Source organism: Marinovum sp. 2_MG-2023 (assembly GCF_030548265.1).
Lineage (GTDB): Bacteria > Pseudomonadota > Alphaproteobacteria > Rhodobacterales > Rhodobacteraceae > Marinovum.
Genome location: NZ_JAUOSD010000003.1, coordinates 162,457 through 181,071, shown reverse-complemented (window position 1 = coordinate 181,071; position 18,615 = coordinate 162,457). Strand labels below are relative to the sequence as shown.

Below are 18,615 nucleotides of genomic sequence, written 5' to 3'. Positions count from 1 at the left end.
CCACCAGGCCGCTTAACCCAGCACCTGAAGCGAGAAATTCTGATACATGCCCCACATCGCGGTGACAAAGATCGACGCCACACCAATCAGCTGTACCCAGAACCGATGCCGGATCAGCCGCCGTTGCAATGGCTCGCCCGAGAGATGGTCATCGACAATCCGGCGCGCGGTGCCAAGGCTGAGCAACCCCACCAGACACATCGGGAAAACCAACAGAAAAACCGCCTGGGCAAATTCGACCCGGTAATAAAACCCCAGCACCAGCAACCCACTGAGAAGAAAACAGGCCAGCCCCAAAAGCCACAGCCCGGCGACCTGAGAAATATACAACAACCGCTTGGTATGGATACGCACCAGATCTTCCAGATCGACCTGGGCCTGATGGCCGTGTTTGCGGGCATGGGCAACCATGTCAAACGGCACGCCCAAGACCCAATGGCTTGCCGTGGACCACATCACCGCCAAAGCAATCCAGAACCAGAGGTTCGAGAAACTGCGCATGTCGATATGCTCAAACAAGACAAGTTGCAGATCTGACACCGGGTACTCCTGATAAACGCGCGTGGCATCCTTAGCCCAAGCGGAACCGCTTGCCCAGAGGTTGCGCATCGTGACCTGCAGGCATGCTTCGGGGCTGGACTTGGGGCAACAGGATTGGCAGAAAACGCCGACCCATGCAGGAGTGTCCCATGACAATCGCCCCCTATCCCGCCGCCCGGTTTCGCCGCAATCGCAAAAGCGCCGCCATTCGCGACCTTGTCCGGGAAAACACACTGAGCCCCGCAGATTTCATCTGGCCGGTGTTTGTGCGCGACGGCGAAGGCATCGAAGAGCCAGTGTCGTCGATGCCCGGCGTTGTGCGCCGTTCCGTCGACCGGATTGGCGACGCGGCGCGCGAAGCCTTTGACCTTGGCATTCCCGCGATCTGCCTGTTCCCATACACGGACCCCAGCCTGAAAACCGAAGATTGTGCCGAGGCCTGGAACCCGCAAAACCTGTCAAACCGGGCCACCCGTGCGATCAAATCCGCAGTGCCAGAGATGGCGGTGATGACCGATGTGGCGCTGGACCCCTATAATATCAACGGCCACGATGGTTTTGTTGTTGAAGGCGAAATCGTCAATGACGCCACGGTCGAGGCGCTGGTGAAACAGGCGCTGAGCCAGGCCGAGGCCGGCGCCGATATCATTGGACCCTCAGACATGATGGATGGCCGCATTGGCGCGCTGCGCCAGGCCCTGGAACAGGGCGGTCATAGCAATGTGTCGCTTCTCAGCTACTCGGCGAAATACGCCAGCGCATTCTATGGCCCGTTCCGCGACGCCGTCGGCGCCTCTGGCGCGTTGAAAGGCGACAAAAGCACCTACCAAATGGATCCCGCCAATACCAACGAGGCGCTGCGCCTGGTGGAACGCGACCTGCGGGAAGGCGCAGACATGGTGATGATCAAACCCGGCCTGCCCTATCTGGACATCTGCCACCGGGTCAAAGATCGTTTCGGCGCCCCGACGTTTGCCTATCAGGTGTCCGGCGAATACGCGATGATCCAGGCCGCGGCGCTCAATGGCTGGATCGATGGCGACAAGGTGATGCTGGAAAGTCTGATGGCCTTCAAACGCGCGGGATGTGACGGGGTGCTGACCTATTTCGCGCCACAAGCGGCACGGATGCTGAACGGGCAATAAACCGCTAGGACCGGGGTTTGGCAGGTGACAGCACCCAAGCGCTGGTCTAAACTGCGCGCGACCGGCGACAAGACCGGCGATCAGAGGTTTTCGAGCAGAGGTAGACATGACCCAACTCTCCCGTCGTTCAAACGTCCGGACCGGACGCCGCGCATTCGTCTTGTCAGGACTGGGCGCATTGACCCTTGCCGCCTGTGGCAATGGTGTCGGCTCCCGTGGACCGGCAACAATTGACGCCCGCGTCGACAGCACCTTGGCACAGCTCTATTCCGAATTCCCCGCCACCCGACAAGTGGCGGCGAAATCAGCGGCAATGATGGTGATGCCGCTGGTCACCGAAGCCGGCCTTGGGCTGGGTGGCGGATATGGCCGCGGCGCTTTGCGCATCAACGGCGCCACGGTCGATTATTATGCCTTGACCAAACTGTCGACCGGTTTGCAGATCGGGGCCCAGCAATATGCGCATGTGCTGTTCTTCATGACCGATCAAGCGCTTGAGAATTTCCGCCGTTCACCTGGCTTCGCAGCTGGGGCCGGTGTGGAATACGCCATCCCCGATGGCGGTGGTGATCTGAGCGCCGAAACAACAACCTCACTTGCCCCGATCATTGCGGTGGTCTTCGGCCAGGCGGGCCTGCGCGTGGGGGCAACGCTGGAAGGCGTGAAATACACCAGAATCATCCCCTGATCCTGAGCCGCGCATGGGGGCTCTGCCCCCGTCCTTTCAGGACTCCCCCGGGATATTTTCAAACAGAAGAAGGACCAGAGCGGGTCCAGCCCCCGGCGGTCTTCAACTCACCGGGGGCCTTCTCCTGTTACGGCCATCGGCGTCCCCGCCTGTACCGCGATAATAGCATATGGCGATTAACCTTAATGGTCCGTTACTTCTTCTGTTCAGAAATATCCCGGGGGTGAATTGGCCAAAGGCCAAGAGGGGGCTGGCCCCCTCCCGCGCGGCGGCGAAGCCGACGCAACATCAATGATAGGTGAACTCACCCACCACATTTTGCCATTCACCCGGCCCTATCATCTTGCGGTGGGTGAAGCTCACCGAATGCAATGGGCCCTCGATCTCGTCCTGCCAAAATTCAATGAACTTGAACAGACGCGGGTGGTCAGGCGCCGTATCATAATCCTGCCAGACATAGCTGTTCAGCACATGGACGTAGTCCGGCATCCGGTAAAAGAATTCTGCGGTGGTCAGACCGTACCCGCGCAACATCATTTCGGTCTCGCTCATCTGCATGATTTGCCTCCTTCTTTTGTTACCTGTCGGGAATCATGCCAAGAATTCGTCAACTTTCAATAAAAACAACATGTTATCAATCTGTTGGCGTGGCTGCCAAAACGGGTCAAACCAGCGATTGCACCCCATATCCTGTCTCTGATATAGTCTGCGCTAACAATATATAGAAACCGACAAAAAGCGGTGAAGTACACGTGAGCGACACGCCCCAAACTCCTGAGAACGAAGAAGAAAACCCGAAGCAACCGGGGTATGATGGCCCGACGGTTTCGATCACTGACGAGATGCGGTCGTCCTATCTGGACTATGCGATGTCGGTCATTGTCAGCCGGGCGATCCCGGACCTGCGCGATGGGTTAAAACCTGTGCATCGGCGCATTCTTTATGCAATGCACGAAACCAACAACGCGCATGACAAGCCCTATCGCAAATCGGCGCGTCCGGTTGGCGATGTGATGGGTAAGTATCACCCGCATGGCGACAGTGCGATTTACGATGCCTTGGTGCGTATGGCGCAGGACTTTTCGATGTCGCTGCCGCTGTTGGACGGTCAGGGCAACTTTGGGTCGATGGATGGCGATAATGCCGCGGCCATGCGCTATACCGAAGTGCGGATGGACAAACCTTCGGCTTATCTCTTGTCGGACATCGACAAGGAAACCGTCGATTTTCAGGACAACTACGATGGCAAGGACAAGGAACCCACTGTCCTCCCTGCCCGTTTCCCCAACATGTTGGTCAATGGTGCGGGCGGTATTGCCGTCGGCATGGCGACCAATATCCCGCCGCATAATCTGGGTGAGGTGATTGATGCCTGCATGGCGCTGATCAGTGACCCCGATCTGACGTCGGAACAATTGATCGACTATGTGCCCGCCCCGGATTTCCCCACCGGCGGCATGATCCTTGGCCGTTCCGGCGCGCGCAAAGCCTATCTTGAGGGGCGCGGCAGCGTGATCATTCGCGCCAAGACCCGCGTCGAAGAGATCCGCAAGGATCGCTACGCCATTGTTGTCGACGAGATCCCCTATCAGGTGAACAAGGCGTCGATGATCGAAAAGATCGCCGAAGCCGCGCGTGAAAAGCGCATCGAAGGCATTGCGCATGTTCAGGACGAGAGTGACCGCAATGGGGTGCGTGTGGTTGTCGAGCTGAAACGCGATGCCACGCCCGAGGTGGTGCTGAACCAGCTGTTCCGCTTTACCCCGATGCAGACCTATTTCGGCTGCAACATGCTGGCCTTGAACGGGGGTCGGCCGGAACAGCTGACCTTGCGTGCCTTCCTGACCTCGTTCCTTGATTTCCGCGAGGATGTGGTCGCCCGTCGCACCGCATATCTTCTGCGCAAGGCGCGCGAACGCAGTCATATCCTTTGTGGTTTGGCCGTCGCCGTCACCAATGTGGATGAGGTTGTTGCCACCATTCGTGCCTCGGCCGATGCGGCAGAGGCCCGCACCAAGTTGATGGAACGGCGTTGGCCTGCGGCAGAGATTGCCGGATATATCCGGTTGATTGACGATCCGACCCATACGATGAACGACGATGGCACCTATAACCTCTCTGAGGCGCAGGCCCGCGCAATCCTGGAGCTGCGCCTGCAACGCCTGACCCAGATCGGGGTCAAGGAAGTCACGGACGAGTTGGAAGAACTGGCCGGCAAGATCAAGGATTACCTTGATATCCTGTCCTCGCGCGAGCGGATCATGACCATCATCTCGGATGAGTTGACCGAGGTGCGCGAGCTGTTTGCCGTACCCCGCCGCACCGAGATCGCCGATTGGTCCGGTGATATGGAAGACGAAGACCTGATCGAGCGTGAGGATATGGTCGTGACGGTCACCCAGACCGGCTATATCAAACGCACCCCGCTGGCCGATTTCCGTTCTCAGCGACGCGGGGGCAAGGGGCTTTCGGGGATGTCGACCAAGGATGACGATGTGGTCACCACATTGTTTGTCGCCAACACCCACACCCAATTGCTTTTCTTCACCACCGACGGCATGGCGTACAAGCTCAAGACCTGGCGTTTGCCGCTGGGCGGACGCACGGCCAAGGGCAAGGCGATTGTGAACATCCTGCCGATCCCGACCGGGGTGTCGATTGCCGCCATCATGCCGGTGGATCGCGATGAAAAGGAATGGGACGACCTGCAAATCGTCTTTGCCACCGACAAGGGCACGGTGCGCCGCAACCGGCTTTCGGATTTCACCAACGTCAAGGCCAACGGCAAGATCGCGATGAAGTTCGAGGATGAGAATGCCGGCATGTCGCTGATCAATGCCCGCATCTGTTCCGAGGATGACGATGTGATGTTGGTGACCAATGCGGGCCGGGCCATCCGGTTCCCGACAACCGATGTGCGGGTGTTCAACAGCCGCAATTCGGTCGGCGTGCGTGGGGTCAAACTTTCGGACAGTGACAAGGTTGTGTCGATGTCGGTGATCCGACATTTCGAGGCTTCGTCGCAAGAGCGTGTGGCTTACCTCAAACAACGACGTCTGATGGCCGGGATCACCGAAGACGAGGCCTCGGATGATGAGGAAGAAGCGGTCGAAGCTGGCCAGCTGTCCACCGAACGCTATGCGGAAATGTCTGCGGCCGAGGATCTGATCCTGACGATTTCGGCGGCGGGTGCGGGCAAGATCTCATCCTCGCATGACTACCCTGTGCGCGGGCGCGGCGGGATGGGCGTGACCGCCTGGACCAAGGGCCTGCCATCTGGGCCGATCATTGCCTGTTTCCCGGTGGATATGGACGACCAGATCATGTTGGCCACATCGCGCGGCCAGTCGATCCGCGTGCCGGTCGAGGGGATTTCCTTCCGGTCGCGCAGCGCGGGCGGCGTCCGGGTGTTCAACACCGGCAAAGGCGAAGAAGTGGTCAGCGTGGCCTGGATCGCCGAATCCGACGAGGATGACGACCAAGAAGAATGATCTGTGCATTCGTGCGCAGTAACTGTTAAAATTACCTGAATTCCTTTCCGTTGTGCACAATGCCATATCGGCGTCAGACATGCACAACGGAAGGACATTCCAATGAACTCCACGACACAAAACCTTGGGCTGCTTGTGGCCCGTATCTTGCTGGCCACGATGTTTATTCTGGCCGGTGTTGGCAAACTTGGCGATGTCGCCGGTTTTGCGGGCTATATGGCATCGGGCGGCGTGCCGGCGATTTTGGCCTGGCCGGTGATCCTGCTGGAAATCCTTGGCGGTATCGCGCTGCTGGTCGGGTTCCAGACACGTTTGGCCGCACTTGCGCTGGGTGGCTTCAGCATCGCCGCGGGTGTGCTTTACCACTTTGTCCCCGCAGATCAGATGCAGATGACAATTTTCCTGAAAAACCTGGCTTTGGGCGGCGGTTATCTGGCGCTGGCGCTGGCCGGTGCAGGCCAATGGTCGGTTGACGCTGTGATTGGCGGCAAATCCACGGCGGCCACAGCCTGAGCCCCGCGCACGACAATCAAGGAATGGGCCGCCGGAATATCGGCGGCCCTATTCGTTTTAAAGAGCGTAAAGATCAGCGAATTTCGCCTGAAGATAGCCCAGCAACGGTGCCTCGGACGGGGTGAACCCGCAGGCGCGTTCGACCACATCACGCGGCGCATAAAGCCCGCCATGACATTGCAGATTGTCGCGCAGCCATCCCGTAGCCTGTGTCAGATCACCCGCCGCCAGTTGATCGTCCAATCCCGGCAGCGCCTTGCGCAGCCCCTGATGCAGACAGCCGGCATAGACATTGCCAAGCGCATAGGTCGGGAAATAGCCCAAAAGGCCCGCCGCCCAATGCACATCCTGCAACACGCCATTTGACGGCTTGTCGACCTCATAACCGAAATCGGCGGCAAAACGCGCGTTCCAGGCATCCTGCAAATCCGCAACCTCAAGCTTGCCATGGGCCAGATCGCGTTCCAGATCAAAGCGCAGCATGATGTGCAGATTATATTGCACCTCGTCGGATTCGGTGCGGATATAGCCGCGATGCACACGGTTCACAGCCGCATAAAACGCATTTTCATCTTTGACGCCCAGATCCCCAAACGCATCGCGCATCTGACCATAGAGCCACTGACAAAAGGCGCGCGACCGGCCCAGCTGGTTTTCGTAGATCCGGCTCTGGCTCTCATGTACGCCCAGCGACACGCCAGCGCCCAGCGGCGTCAGCGCATAATCGGCGTCGATGGCCTGTTCGTAACAGGCATGGCCGACCTCGTGGATGGTAGAGTAAATGCAGTTGAACGGATCATCGGCCGCCGTGCGGGTGGTGATGCGCACATCCGATCCGCTGCCGGAACTGAAGGGATGCACCGCCTTGTCGATGCGCCCGCGGTCGAAATCATAGCCAAAAACCTCGGCGACGCGGCGGCTCAGCACCATTTGCGCGGCTTCGTCAAAATCGCCCGACACCTCTGGCGCGGGCGGACAATCCAGAACCGAGGCTCGAAGCGCCACCAAACCGGGGCGCAAATCGTTGAACATCCCGGCAATCTGATCGCCAGTTGCGCCCGGCTCATACCCCTGCATCAGCGCGTCATAAACATCCCCGCCATCGGCAATATGCGCGCCCTCTTCGCGGCGCAGCGCGACAACCTCGGCCAGCACCGGGGCAAAGGCCGAAAAATCTTCGGCTTCGCGCGCCGCGGCCCATTTACCAAAGGCAACCGAGGTGACGCGCGCCAGACGTGACGCCAGTTTGGCCGGTACTTTCGAGGCCCGTTCATGGTTCTTGCGGATATGGCGCATCTGCGCCTGCCCCACGGCATCCAATCCGGCATCGTCGATCTCGGCCAGCCATGCGCCCAGCTCTGGTGCGGTGCGGCGCGCATGCAGCACCTCTTCCAATGCGCCAATCTCTTCGCCACGTTGATCGGCGGCGCCGCGCGGCATCATGGTTTCCTGATCCCAGCCCAGCCGCCCGGCCACCTGCCCCAAAGCTTCGGTTTGGCGCTGAAACGCCATCAGATCGTCATAGGCGCTCATCTTATGCTTCCTTGGATTCTGTCAGATGTGGGATAACCGGCCGCAAACCGCGCCCGCAGGATCAACACCCAAAGCAGGACAGCGCCCAGCTGGTGCGTGATGGCGATATGCAATTGCGCAGAGTAGAGCACCGTGACAATGCCCAGAACCACCTGCAGGGTCATCACCGCCAGAACGGCGTTAAAGGCAAACCGGGTCTGGCCATTCGGCGATTTGCGCGACCGCCGCCAGACCACAATGCCAAAGATGAACAACAGATAGCCGGCCATGCGATGCATGAATTGCACCAGCCCGTCATTTTCAAAGAAATTGCGCCAGACCGGGGTGATGTCGAACGGGAACGGCGGGAAGAATCCACCCGCCATCAGCGGCCAATCGGTGTAGTTGCGCCCGGCATCTATCCCGGCGACCAGCGCCCCGATCAGGATCTGCAACATGGCGAAATGCATCAACCCGGTGCCCATCGAAAACAGCTTTGCCTCGCGGTGGCGGCGGCTTTGCATCAAGGCGCGTTCTTCGCGGCCAAGGTGAAAGATATACCACGCCAGCACGCCCAGAATCACAAAGGCCAGCCCCAGATGCGTGGCCAAACGATAGCTGGCCACATCCAGCATCGTGCCTTCCAGACCAGAGGACACCATCCACCAGCCAACAGCGCCCTGCAGACCGCCCAAAACGCCGGGGATCACCAACCGACCGGTCCATCCCGGCGGGATTTTCCGCAAGACCAAAAAACCGAAGAACCCGATCGCCCAGACCAGACCGATGAAACGGCCCAACTGGCGATGGCCCCATTCCCACCAATAGATCGTCTTGAACTCTTCCAGCGTCATACCGCTGTTTTGCAGCTCGTACTCCGGGATGGTTTTGTATTTCTCGAACTCAGAGTCCCAGGCGGCCTCGGACATTGGCGGCATCGCCCCGGTCACCGGTTTCCATTCCGTGATCGACAGCCCGCTGTCGGTCAGCCGGGTCAGCCCCCCCACAAAGATCATGGCAACCACCAGCACGAACAGCAGCATCAGCCAAATCCGCACCGCCCCCCGTGCCCCGCGTTTGCCGCTGTCGATCATGCCGGTCGCCCGCGGCGCAGTGGCGGGTTTCTCTGCCCCCACCTCTTCGAACAATTTGCGTTTTTGTGCCATTCAGGTCTCCGTTTGGCCGGATCTTGCGTCGGCCAGATCCTCTTTTGGCGGACACTAGGCCGGTGCGCGACCGGCTTCAACCACCTGCCCTCGTGCTGGTCCAGGGTCTGGAATTCCATGGTCAGGTATTCATGACTTAGCGTAATGCCGCGCTTGGGCTAGATTGAGTGCATAGAAATTAACCTACCGCCAACCAAGTTTGATCACATTCACAAAAAGGACCTAGCCATGAAAAATCTTCTTCTCGCCGCCCTGCTCGTTGCTGGAACCAGTGTTGCTGCCACAACCGCCTCTGCCACTTCATACTGGGTCGAACATGGCATCACATTGAATGCACGCTCCGGCCCCGGCACATATTACGATGTCATCGGCAAAGTACATTCCTGCACCCGGATCCATGTCGTCGGATACCACAAAGGCTGGGCCAAAGTGTCCTGGAAAGGTCATTACTACTGGGTGTCGGCGAAATACCTGCAAAAGCATGAATGCCACCACAACACATACAAGCCGAAGAAAAAGAAATATTATGGCGGCGGCTACTAAGCCCCGATCCGAAAGCCCCGGTCAATTACCGGCCCGGGGCTTCGGAGAGCCAAAGCGGGCTGACCTTCGGGTCAGTCCGTTTTCTTTTGTTCATCCGATGTGTCGCGGCCCATTTCCCCGCTGCCGCGTTCCTTCCACCGCACCATCTGGCGCATGACGCCGTGCAACATCTGCACATCCGCCCGCGTCAGACGCATGCGGCTCCACAGGTTGCGCAGGTTGATTTTCATGCCCTCTGCCTTGGCCTCGGGAAAGAAGAAGCCGGCGGTGTCCAGGCGATCTTCGTAATGTTGGGCCAGTTTTTCGATTTCGATCGTGCTGGCCCAGTCCGTTTTCGCCATTTCCATGCTTTCATGGGTGACATCCGTGCTGGCACGCCGCCATTCATAGGCGGTCAGAAGAACGCATTGCGCCAGGTTGAGCGAGGCGAACTCTGGATTGACCGGCACCGAGATGATCGCATTGGCCAGCGCGATATCGTCGTTTTCCAACCCAGCGCGTTCCGGCCCGAACAACACCGCCACTTTTTCACCGGCGGCAATCTTTTCCGCCGCCATCTGCATCGCGCGTTCCGGGCTGACCACGGGTTTGGTCAGGCCACGCTGGCGCGCGGTGGTGGCAAAGACAAAGGTGCAATCGCCCACGGCCTCGGCTGTGGTGGGAAAGTGTCCGGCATCATCCAACAGCCGACCGGCCCCGGATGCCATGGCAATCGCGCGCGAATTCGGCCAACCGTCGCGCGGCGCAACAACCCGCATCCGGTCCAATCCGAAATTCCACATCGCGCGGGCGGCCCCGCCGATATTTTCGCCCATTTGCGGGCGGACAAGGACAATGGCGGGCTGCGGGTGATATGTCTGGCGTTCATTCATGCCCGCCAAATACGCAACACCGCCAAAAAGAGCAATTCCCCCGCTTCATCTTGCTGGGTAAACTATGGGCAAAGCCAAGATCTTTTGCGACAACGAGGTGCGCCATGGCCTATGATCCCGGTTTCGAGACCCTGATGAACGAAGACCTTGGCGCGGCTTTGGGCCCACGCATTGCGGAATTGTCGGAACGGAAGATGTTTGGCGGCCTCTGCGTGATGCTGAATGGCAATATGCTGTGCGGCGTTCACAAACGCGGGCTTATGTACCGGGTTGGCAAGGGCGGTGCAGATGCGGCATTGGCGCTGGAGGGTGCCCAGCCCATGGCCTTTACCGGGCGACCAATGGGCGGGATGATCGAGCTTTATGAAGATGACATCGACCGCGACGACACCCGGATGGGATTGTTGCGGCTGGCATTGGATTTTGTCGATGCGCTGCCTGCGAAGTAGCCATTGCCGAGAATCCCCGCTATAGGACAACAATCAAGAATTTGGAGCCCGCAATGGCCGAGATCGAGCATCCGCAAATCTACCTCGTCACCCCGCCGTCATTTGAATTGTCCAGCTATGGCAGTACATTGGAGTCGGTTCTTGATGCGGTCCCCGTCGCCTGTCTGCGGTTGGCACTGGCCAGCCATGATGAAGATGAAATCGCACGCGCGGCGGATCTGTGCCGTGACATCACCCATGCCCGCGATATTGCACTGGTGATTTCCAACCATGTGCTGCTGGCGGAACGGCTGGGGCTGGACGGTGTGCATCTGGATGACACCCACAGCGTGCGCGCCGCCCGCAAGACATTGGGCGAAGAGGCAATTGTCGGCCTGCATGCCGGCGTATCGCGCCATGACGGCATGAACGGCGGCGAGGCCGGGGCGGATTATATCTGTTTCGGGCCGGTTGGCGAAAATGCCCTGGGCGATGGTGCCGTGGTCGAGCGTGAGCTGTTTGACTGGTGGTCCAAGGTGATCGAATTGCCCGTGGTCGCAGAGGGCGGATTGGACGAACAGTCTATTCGCGAACTTGCGCCAATGACCGATTTCTTTGCGCTTGGCGACGAAATCTGGTCCGATCGTGATCCTGTGGCGCGGATCAAGACATTGTATGGCGTGATGACCGCCTAAGATTTGGCGACGGGTCGGGCCTGTTCCAGGGCCCGGCGCACGGTCTGTTCCAGATCCAAGGCAAGCGATTTTCGGTTGGAAAAATCATCCACCCGGACCGGATCGTGAAAAATCACTTCGGCCCAACCGTGTTTCCGGGTGGCGAGCATCGCCAGAAGATGGCTGCCAAAATCCATATCCCCCCACCAGCCGTAGAATCGCGGGTCGCCCCCGGCCGGCGCGTGATACACCAGCGTGATCGGCTGGATATGCATTTCATGGCACAGGGCTTCATCGAAAAACGCGGCAAACAACGTCGGTTTGAACGGCAGAACCCGGCAGGAATCGGTGGATGTGCCTTCGGGAAAGAACAACAGATGATGCCCGCTAAGCAGGCGGCTGCGAAACAGATCCTGTTGCACCTTGGCCTCGCGCCGCGCGCGGGCAATGAACAATGTGCCGGTGGCCCGTGCCAGAAACCCGATCCCCGGCCATTTCGCCACCTCGGACTTGGCCACGAAATAGAGGTCGCGGGCGGAATTCAGCATAAAGACATCCAGCCAGGCCACGTGATTGGCGACAAATGCACCGCGCCGCCGCATCGGGCGACCGCGCACAACCCGACCGATACCAATCAACCAGATCGTTGCCCGGCAAACCATCACGGTGACATGCGGCGACAGTGGGCGCCGCGCGCCATAAAGCGGCCATTCCACCAGCCGGATCATCATCAGGACAACAACCCCGATGCCGATCACCGCCGCCATCGGCACGCCACGCCGGGCCACGCGCCACCAGTCAGCCAGCCCGCGCGGCCGGTAGATCGGGGGCGGTGGGACATCGCTGACCCAGGTGGTGGTCATTTCAACCCGTCCAACCCACCGAGGTTTCGCAGGTTTGCCGTATCGCTGGTGTCATCAGGTGCCGCCGCATAAAGCTTCTTTTGGCGGGCGTTCATCCGGGCGGTATCCATCACCAGACAGACGTCGGTGGTATTGAACGCGTGGTCGATCCAGGCGCCTTCGCCGACACAACCACCAAGACGCAGATAGGCCTTGATCAGCGACGGCGTCTGGACAATCGCCTCGCGCCGATCAACCTGCTCCGGCGGCAAAAGATCCATGCGTTGGTAATGGGCTGACCGCGCACGCACGCGCAAGTTTTCCGGTGCAAGATGGTTGTGATAGAGCGACGACAGCGGTTGCGCCAAAGGAGCGGCATCGGTGCCGTGAAAGCTGGCGACGCCAAACAGAACCTCGATGCTGTGTTCCTGCACGTAGCGCCCCAGCGCCTGCCACAGCAAAAACATCCCCGGCCCGCCGCGATAGTCGCGATGCAGACAGGACCGGCCCAATTCCATCAACCGCCGCCCCGACGACAACAATGCCGAGAGGTCATATTCCTCGTCCGAGTAAAACTGCCCCAGCGCGCGGGCCTGATCATCGCGCAGCACGCGATAGACCCCCACAACGGGATCATCCGCGCGGTTTTTGTCGATCAACAGCAGGTGGTCGAAATAGGGATCGAACCGGTCGATTTCCAACCCGGCGTCATGATCAACCATATCACCGCCACCGCCGAGCTCCTGCACGAACACGCGATAGCGCAGTGCCTGAGCCGCACGAACCTCGGCCTGGGATTGTGCCAGACGGACAGAAAAATCGGGTGTCGTCATCTTCGTTCCGCTTTCCTTCACCTCGCAGGGGTCATAGGCGCTGAGGCGATCAATGACAACGGTTTCGGGCCCCGTGATCGGCAATGTGCCTCTCTTAAAGATACATTAACCATTGGCCGACTAGATTAACCGTCAAACACCTGATCAAGGGCAATGCGACTGCCCTCGATGACAACCTTGCCTGCCTCACGGAAGTTGACAGTGATCTTCCCTGCTATATTCGATTGTACCTGGCCAATTCCCCATTCCGGCCGATCCGGGTGCCGGACCAAATTTCCCGGTTCCAGTAGAGCATTCAAATCATTCATTATCGCCACCTCAGGAGATCCTTTATGACATCCTATACGGCAAAGCTCGCCTCGCTGATAGCCTCGCGCATTTGTCATGATCTGATCAGCCCGGTGGGCGCGATTTCAAACGGATTGGAATTGATGACGCTGGGCGGGATCAGCCGTGACGGGCCGGAATTGCGTCTGGTTTCCGAAAGCTGTGACAACGCCAGCGCCCGTATTCGGTTCTTCCGCATCGCCTTTGGCGCGGCCAGCGACAACGCCCTGGTGTCCCGCAAGGAGGTCGCAGCGGTGTTGCAGGCCCTGGGTAAGGCCGGGCGCGTGGTCTACGAATGGGTGCCCGGTGGCGACCTGCCCCGGCGCGAGGTCCAGCTCGCACTGCTGGCGCTGCAATGTGTGGAAAACGCCCTGCCCCGTGGCGGCGTCATCCGGGTGGAATATCATCCCGGTCAATGGGTCATCACCGGCCTGTCCGAACGCGTCGCGCCGGACCCCGCCCATTGGGGACAATTGGAATTCCTTGCGAATTCCGCAAATCCCCAAGCCGAGGAACCGGTCCTCGACCCGAACCATGTTCAATTTATTCTGTTGCCCATTCTGGCCCGCGATCAGGGCCGCACACCAGAAATGGCACAAGGCAACGGCGTGATCACACTGACCGTGTGATCCAGCGCCTTTGTGACTTATCGCTTGGGTGCGGCGGCGGGATCAGGCCCCGAATTCAGGCCCCGATTCCAGCCCCCTATTCAGGCCCGCGTTGTGCCATCCCCAACAACCAGATATTTGAAGCTGGTCAATTGCTCCGCCCCAACCGGGCCACGGGCATGCATCTTGCCAGTTGCGATGCCGATTTCCGCGCCCATGCCAAATTCGCCGCCATCGGCAAATTGGGTCGACGCGTTGCGCATCAAAATTGCACTGTCGATACGTTCGAAAAACCGGTCGGCGGCGGTATCGTCTCTGGTGATGATACAATCCGTGTGGTTGGAGCTGAATTGTCTGATATGTGCAATTGCATCATCCAGATCGGCCACAACACGGGTTGAAATGATCGAATCGAGATATTCCCGCCCCCAATCATCGGCATCAGCCGCAATGGTTCCGTCGATCTTTTGCAGGGTTTCGTCGGCCCGCACCTCGACCCCGGCATCCAGCAAGGCGCGGATCACACCCTGGCCGATGGTGTCGACAATATCGCGATGGATCAACAGACATTCCGCCGCGCCGCAGATGCCGGTGCGCCGGGTTTTGGCGTTCAGCACCACCTCCAAGGCCGTGACCGGATCGGCCTCTTTGTCGATATAGATGTGCACGATGCCTTCGAGATGGGCGAAAACCGGCACACGGGCCTCACGCTGGACCAATCCAACCAGGCCCTTGCCACCGCGCGGCACAATGACATCAATGAAATCCACCATCGACAGCATGGCGCTGACCGCCGCACGATCCCGGGTCGGCACCAGCTGGATCGCATCTGCGGGCAGATTGGCAGATTTCAAACCTTCGACCATCGCGGCATGGATCGCCTGACTGGAATGAAAGCTTTCGGATCCGCCGCGCAGGATCACGGCATTGCCCGCTTTCAAGCAAAGCGCCCCGGCATCCGCCGTCACATTCGGCCGGCTTTCATAGATCACCCCGACCACACCCAACGGTGTGCGCACCCGGCGAATGTTCAACCCTGTGGGCTGATCCCATTCCGCCAGGACCGCGCCCACCGGATCGGGTTGCTCGGCCACCGCGCGCAGCCCGTCAACAATGCTACGCACCCGGTTTTCGTCCAGCTTCAGCCGGTCCAGCATTGCCGGGCTCAGCCCCTTGTCGCGGCCAAATTCCATGTCCTTGGCATTGGCGGCGATGATCGCCGCGCGGCTGGACCAGACCGCATCCGCGGCCCCGATCAGGGCGGCGTGTTTGCGTTCGGCGCTGGCAGAGGCCAGTTCGGCACTGGCAGTTTTGGCGCGGGCGCCGATGTCAGCCATAAGCGCGGGGATATCTGCAAGGTCTTTCATAAGCGGTGTGCCTTTTGGTGGGCGTTGCGTCAGAGAGTTTCATGCCTCCGGCGGGGATATTTATAGTCAGATGAACGGCGGGACTAAACCGTCAAATCAACGTGAGAAGTGACTATAGCGCCAAGTCATCGTGCAGAATGACTATAGCGCCATATCATCACGATGGATCAGGACCGCGCGCCCCGGATAGCCAAGCAAAGCCTCGATTTCGTCCGAACGGTGGCCTTTGATGCTTCGGGTTTCGGCGGCGGTATATCTGGACAGGCCCTGCCCCAGTTTGTGCCCCGCCGGATCAAGGATCGCCACAGGATCGCCACGGCCATGGGTGCCACTCACGGCGCGGACCCCGGCGGGCAGCAGGCTTTTGCCGTCGATCAACGCCCGCACGGCCCCCGCATCGAGGGTGACCTCGCCGCGCGGTTTCATCGCAGAAATCCAGCGTTTGCGCGCCGCTTGCGGATCAATATGGGCCGAAAACCAGGTGGCATTTGCGCCGTTTTCCAAAGCCAGAAGCGGGCGCAGTTTTTCGCCATGGGTGATGGCCATGGCACAGCCCGCTGCCGTCGCGGTTTTGGCAGCCATCAATTTGGTTTTCATCCCGCCCTTGGACAGGCCCGATCCGGCATCGCCAGCCATGGCTTCGATTGAGGGCGTGATGTCGTCGATCACGTCGTAACGGGTTGCGGTTGGGTCCACCGCCGGGTTGGCGGAATAAAATCCGTCGACATCCGACAACAAGACCAGCACATCCGCCCCCACCGTCGCGGCGACCTGCGCCGCCATGCGATCATTGTCACCATAGCGAATTTCGTCGGTGGCCACCGTATCGTTTTCATTGACGATCGGCACCGCCCCAAGCGAGATCAGCGTTTCCAAAGTGGCGCGGGAATTGAGATATCGCCGCCGGTCGGTGGAATCCTCCAAGGTGACAAGCACCTGCGCCGTGATGAGATCATGCGGCGCAAGCGCCTCTTCATAGGCGCGGGCCAGCCGGATCTGGCCCACGGCGGCGGCAGCCTGGCTCTGCTCCAGCGGCAGCTCCGTCAAACCAAGCCCCAAAGCCCCCCGCCCCAAGGCGATAGAGCCGGAGGATACCAGAATCACATCGGCATGTTGTTTCAGCCAGGCCACATCTTCGGCCAGCGCATGCAGCCAGTCCTGGCGCAGGGCACCGGTCGTGCGATCCACCAAAAGCGCCGAGCCAATCTTGATGACGATGCGGCGCGCTTTGCCTAGGGACGCCACGTCTCGGGCTCCTCTTCTGCGATCTTGTGGCGCAGACGGTCCTCGGTAATCTCGGCACGTACTGCGCGCAGCACCTCTTGCAGACCTTCGCGCGACACACCGGACATGGCAAAGACCGGCCCGCCAACAGCGGCCTCCAGCGTTGCCTTGGCCTCGGCACGTTCCTCGTCGTCCAGCGCGTCAATCTTGTTCAGCGCGGTCACACGCGGCTTGTCCGCCAGATGGCCGCCATAGGCCTCCAACTCGCCGATAATTGTCTGATAATCTTCGGCAATTGTTTCGGACGTGCCATCCACCAGATGCAGCAGAACCGCGCAGCGTTCGACATGGCCCAGAAAGCGGTCGCCAATGCCGCGCCCCTCGTGCGCGCCGGCGATCAGGCCGGGAATGTCGGCAACCACGAATTCTGCGCCATCGACACCGACAACGCCAAGGTTCGGGTGCAAGGTGGTGAACGGGTAATCTGCGATCTTGGGGCGTGCATTGGACGTCGCAGCCAGGAAGGTCGATTTGCCGGCATTGGGCAGACCCAGCAGCCCGGCGTCGGCGATCAGTTTCAGCCGCAGCCAGATGGTGCGCTCTACCCCCTCCTGGCCGGAATTTGCCCGGCGCGGGGCCTGATTGGTGGCGGATTTGAAATGCAGGTTGCCAAAACCGCCATTGCCGCCCTTGGCGAGGACAATCTGCTGCCCCACTTCCATCAGCTCGGCGATCTGGGTTTCTTCGTCTTCGTCCAGAACCTCGGTCCCGACGGGCACGCGCAGAATGATGTCATCGCCATCCTTGCCGGTGCGCTGCTTGCCCATGCCGGGCTGGCCGTTCTTGGCAAAGAAGTGCTGTTGATAGCGGAAATCAATCAGCGTGTTCAGACCATCCACCGCTTCGATGATGACCGAACCGCCCTTGCCGCCGTCGCCGCCGTCCGGGCCACCATATTCGATATACTTCTCGCGCCGGAACGAGACCGCACCGCCACCGCCGCCGCCGGAGCGGATGTATACTTTGGCGAGATCGAGAAATTTCATGGCATGGCCCCGTTGATGTCTGGCATTGGCGATAGAGAAAATGTCGGCAAGCCTCAAGCCTTGCTGCACATTGCGGGCCTGTCAGCCCCTGTTTCGCACGTTTCCGTGATCTTGGCACCGCGCCAATTGATAATGAATATTCATTATCATACTTCACCTCCGTGGCGCACAAGCCCACAGATGCTACATTTGCAGCCAGAGGGCCCCCGATGCCACGCACCACCAAAGACCAAACAAGACGAAAGCTGCGCGATGCCGTGGTTTCAGAAGCGGTCGAAATGGGGTTTCCGCAAGCCTCTATTGCGGGCGTGGTGCGCCGGGCCCGGGTTTCGGCCGGAACCATCTATGTGCACTTCGAAAACAAGGACTACATGCTGCGCAAGGTGTATATGGAGGTCAAATCCGACTTCCATGCCCGGCTGATCGCGGCACATGTTGCCCCGGACAGCGCGGCCATGATCCGGCAGATGTGGTTTGCCATGTTCGATTTCGTCACCGAAAAACCCGAACAATTCCTGTTTCTCGACTATGGCAGCGCGGCCAAGATCCTGACGCCGGAGCAACAGCAGATCGTCGATGGCTATGCCGCCGATATTGCGGAACTGATGCGGCGTGGGGTCAACGACGGCACTTTGGCCCCGGTGGAAACCGGCATTCTTTCGCTTCTGCTCACCGCGCCGGCCATGCAATTGGCCCGCCAATCGGTGATTTCGGGCCGGCCCGTGCCACAGGACATCCTTGAGACCACATTCGAACGTGTCTGGCGTTCGATCAAATCCAACTGACATCATAGGAC

Annotated in this window: 20 protein-coding genes; 9 read left to right on the top strand and 11 right to left on the bottom strand. The window is 59.7% G+C overall.

Annotated features, from left to right (window positions below):
* Positions 1-12: 12 nt before the first annotated feature.
* Positions 13-501 (bottom strand): component of SufBCD complex, encoded by a 489-nt coding sequence (locus Q4577_RS05475; RefSeq protein ID WP_303469878.1) that lies wholly within the window; start codon positions 499-501, stop codon positions 13-15.
* Positions 502-689: 188 nt separating this feature from the next.
* Between Q4577_RS05475 and hemB the strand changes: the two genes are divergently transcribed.
* Together hemB and Q4577_RS05465 are read left to right on the top strand one after the other, a co-directional pair.
* The gene (gene hemB / locus Q4577_RS05470; protein WP_303469868.1) at positions 690-1,685 is read left to right on the top strand and encodes a porphobilinogen synthase; all 996 of its coding nucleotides are present in this window, start codon (positions 690-692) and stop codon (positions 1,683-1,685) included.
* A gap of 106 nt (positions 1,686-1,791) precedes the next feature.
* Positions 1,792-2,373: a YSC84-related protein gene (locus tag Q4577_RS05465; RefSeq protein ID WP_244687109.1), complete on the top strand. Its 582-nt coding sequence runs from the start codon at positions 1,792-1,794 to the stop codon at positions 2,371-2,373.
* Between the two features lie 288 nt (positions 2,374-2,661).
* Here the strand turns inward: Q4577_RS05465 and Q4577_RS05460 are convergent, their stop codons facing one another.
* The gene (locus Q4577_RS05460) at positions 2,662-2,931 is read right to left on the bottom strand and encodes an usg protein (RefSeq protein WP_244687110.1); all 270 of its coding nucleotides are present in this window, start codon (positions 2,929-2,931) and stop codon (positions 2,662-2,664) included.
* Between the two features lie 194 nt (positions 2,932-3,125).
* On the opposite strand from Q4577_RS05460, the gene gyrA reads away from it, so the two are divergent.
* Both gyrA and Q4577_RS05450 read left to right on the top strand, forming a co-directional pair.
* Complete coding sequence (gyrA, locus tag Q4577_RS05455) at positions 3,126-5,864, top strand: DNA gyrase subunit A (protein WP_303471540.1); 2,739 nt, start codon at positions 3,126-3,128, stop codon at positions 5,862-5,864.
* Between the two features lie 102 nt (positions 5,865-5,966).
* Positions 5,967-6,377, top strand: coding sequence for a DoxX family protein (locus Q4577_RS05450; protein WP_303471542.1), 411 nt, complete (start codon positions 5,967-5,969; stop codon positions 6,375-6,377).
* A gap of 57 nt (positions 6,378-6,434) precedes the next feature.
* Here the strand turns inward: Q4577_RS05450 and Q4577_RS05445 are convergent, their stop codons facing one another.
* A complete protein-coding gene (locus tag Q4577_RS05445; protein ID WP_303471544.1) occupies positions 6,435-7,910 on the bottom strand; it encodes a carboxypeptidase M32 in 1,476 nt (491 codons plus the stop codon).
* Entirely contained in the window at positions 7,907-9,055 is a 1,149-nt protein-coding gene (gene ctaA, locus Q4577_RS05440) for a heme A synthase (RefSeq protein ID WP_303471546.1), read from the bottom strand. The genes Q4577_RS05445 and ctaA overlap by 4 nt, the downstream gene beginning before the upstream one ends.
* A gap of 228 nt (positions 9,056-9,283) precedes the next feature.
* Here ctaA and Q4577_RS05435 point away from each other — a divergent pair, with 228 nt between their 5' ends.
* Positions 9,284-9,598: an SH3 domain-containing protein gene (locus tag Q4577_RS05435; protein ID WP_244687118.1), complete on the top strand. Its 315-nt coding sequence runs from the start codon at positions 9,284-9,286 to the stop codon at positions 9,596-9,598.
* Between the two features lie 71 nt (positions 9,599-9,669).
* On the opposite strand, the gene Q4577_RS05430 is transcribed toward Q4577_RS05435, so the two are convergent.
* A complete protein-coding gene (locus Q4577_RS05430) occupies positions 9,670-10,470 on the bottom strand; it encodes an RNA methyltransferase (protein ID WP_244687120.1) in 801 nt (266 codons plus the stop codon).
* A gap of 104 nt (positions 10,471-10,574) precedes the next feature.
* On the opposite strand from Q4577_RS05430, the gene Q4577_RS05425 reads away from it, so the two are divergent.
* Positions 10,575-10,919: a TfoX/Sxy family protein gene (locus tag Q4577_RS05425; RefSeq protein ID WP_303471550.1), complete on the top strand. Its 345-nt coding sequence runs from the start codon at positions 10,575-10,577 to the stop codon at positions 10,917-10,919.
* A gap of 53 nt (positions 10,920-10,972) precedes the next feature.
* Positions 10,973-11,593, top strand: a complete 621-nt coding sequence (locus Q4577_RS05420; RefSeq protein WP_303471552.1) for a thiamine phosphate synthase — start codon at positions 10,973-10,975, stop codon at positions 11,591-11,593.
* On the opposite strand, the gene Q4577_RS05415 is transcribed toward Q4577_RS05420, so the two are convergent.
* From Q4577_RS05415 to Q4577_RS05405, 3 genes are all read right to left on the bottom strand, one after another.
* On the bottom strand, positions 11,590-12,435 hold the full coding sequence (locus Q4577_RS05415; RefSeq protein WP_303471554.1) for a 1-acyl-sn-glycerol-3-phosphate acyltransferase: 846 nt from the start codon (positions 12,433-12,435) through the stop codon (positions 11,590-11,592). The genes Q4577_RS05420 and Q4577_RS05415 overlap by 4 nt on opposite strands.
* On the bottom strand, positions 12,432-13,247 hold the full coding sequence (locus Q4577_RS05410) for a GNAT family N-acetyltransferase (protein ID WP_303471660.1): 816 nt from the start codon (positions 13,245-13,247) through the stop codon (positions 12,432-12,434). The genes Q4577_RS05415 and Q4577_RS05410 overlap by 4 nt, the downstream gene beginning before the upstream one ends.
* A 125-nt stretch (positions 13,248-13,372) precedes the next feature.
* The gene (locus Q4577_RS05405) at positions 13,373-13,555 is read right to left on the bottom strand and encodes a DUF3553 domain-containing protein (protein ID WP_303471558.1); all 183 of its coding nucleotides are present in this window, start codon (positions 13,553-13,555) and stop codon (positions 13,373-13,375) included.
* Between the two features lie 24 nt (positions 13,556-13,579).
* Here Q4577_RS05405 and Q4577_RS05400 point away from each other — a divergent pair, with 24 nt between their 5' ends.
* Complete coding sequence (locus Q4577_RS05400; protein ID WP_244687130.1) at positions 13,580-14,203, top strand: histidine phosphotransferase family protein; 624 nt, start codon at positions 13,580-13,582, stop codon at positions 14,201-14,203.
* 80 nt (positions 14,204-14,283) lie between these two features.
* Here the strand turns inward: Q4577_RS05400 and Q4577_RS05395 are convergent, their stop codons facing one another.
* The 3 genes from Q4577_RS05395 to obgE all read right to left on the bottom strand — a co-directional run bounded on the left by Q4577_RS05395 (position 14,284) and on the right by obgE (position 17,819).
* Positions 14,284-15,549, bottom strand: a complete 1,266-nt coding sequence (locus Q4577_RS05395; protein WP_303471562.1) for a glutamate-5-semialdehyde dehydrogenase — start codon at positions 15,547-15,549, stop codon at positions 14,284-14,286.
* Between the two features lie 141 nt (positions 15,550-15,690).
* Positions 15,691-16,794 carry a glutamate 5-kinase gene (proB, locus tag Q4577_RS05390; protein ID WP_303471565.1) on the bottom strand — a complete coding sequence of 368 codons (1,104 nt, stop codon included), beginning with the start codon at positions 16,792-16,794 and terminating at the stop codon, positions 15,691-15,693.
* A complete protein-coding gene (gene obgE, locus Q4577_RS05385; RefSeq protein WP_244687134.1) occupies positions 16,782-17,819 on the bottom strand; it encodes a GTPase ObgE in 1,038 nt (345 codons plus the stop codon). The genes proB and obgE overlap by 13 nt, the downstream gene beginning before the upstream one ends.
* A gap of 209 nt (positions 17,820-18,028) precedes the next feature.
* Between obgE and Q4577_RS05380 the strand changes: the two genes are divergently transcribed.
* Positions 18,029-18,604 carry a TetR/AcrR family transcriptional regulator gene (locus Q4577_RS05380; protein ID WP_303471567.1) on the top strand — a complete coding sequence of 192 codons (576 nt, stop codon included), beginning with the start codon at positions 18,029-18,031 and terminating at the stop codon, positions 18,602-18,604.
* The last annotated feature ends 11 nt before the right edge of the window (positions 18,605-18,615 follow it).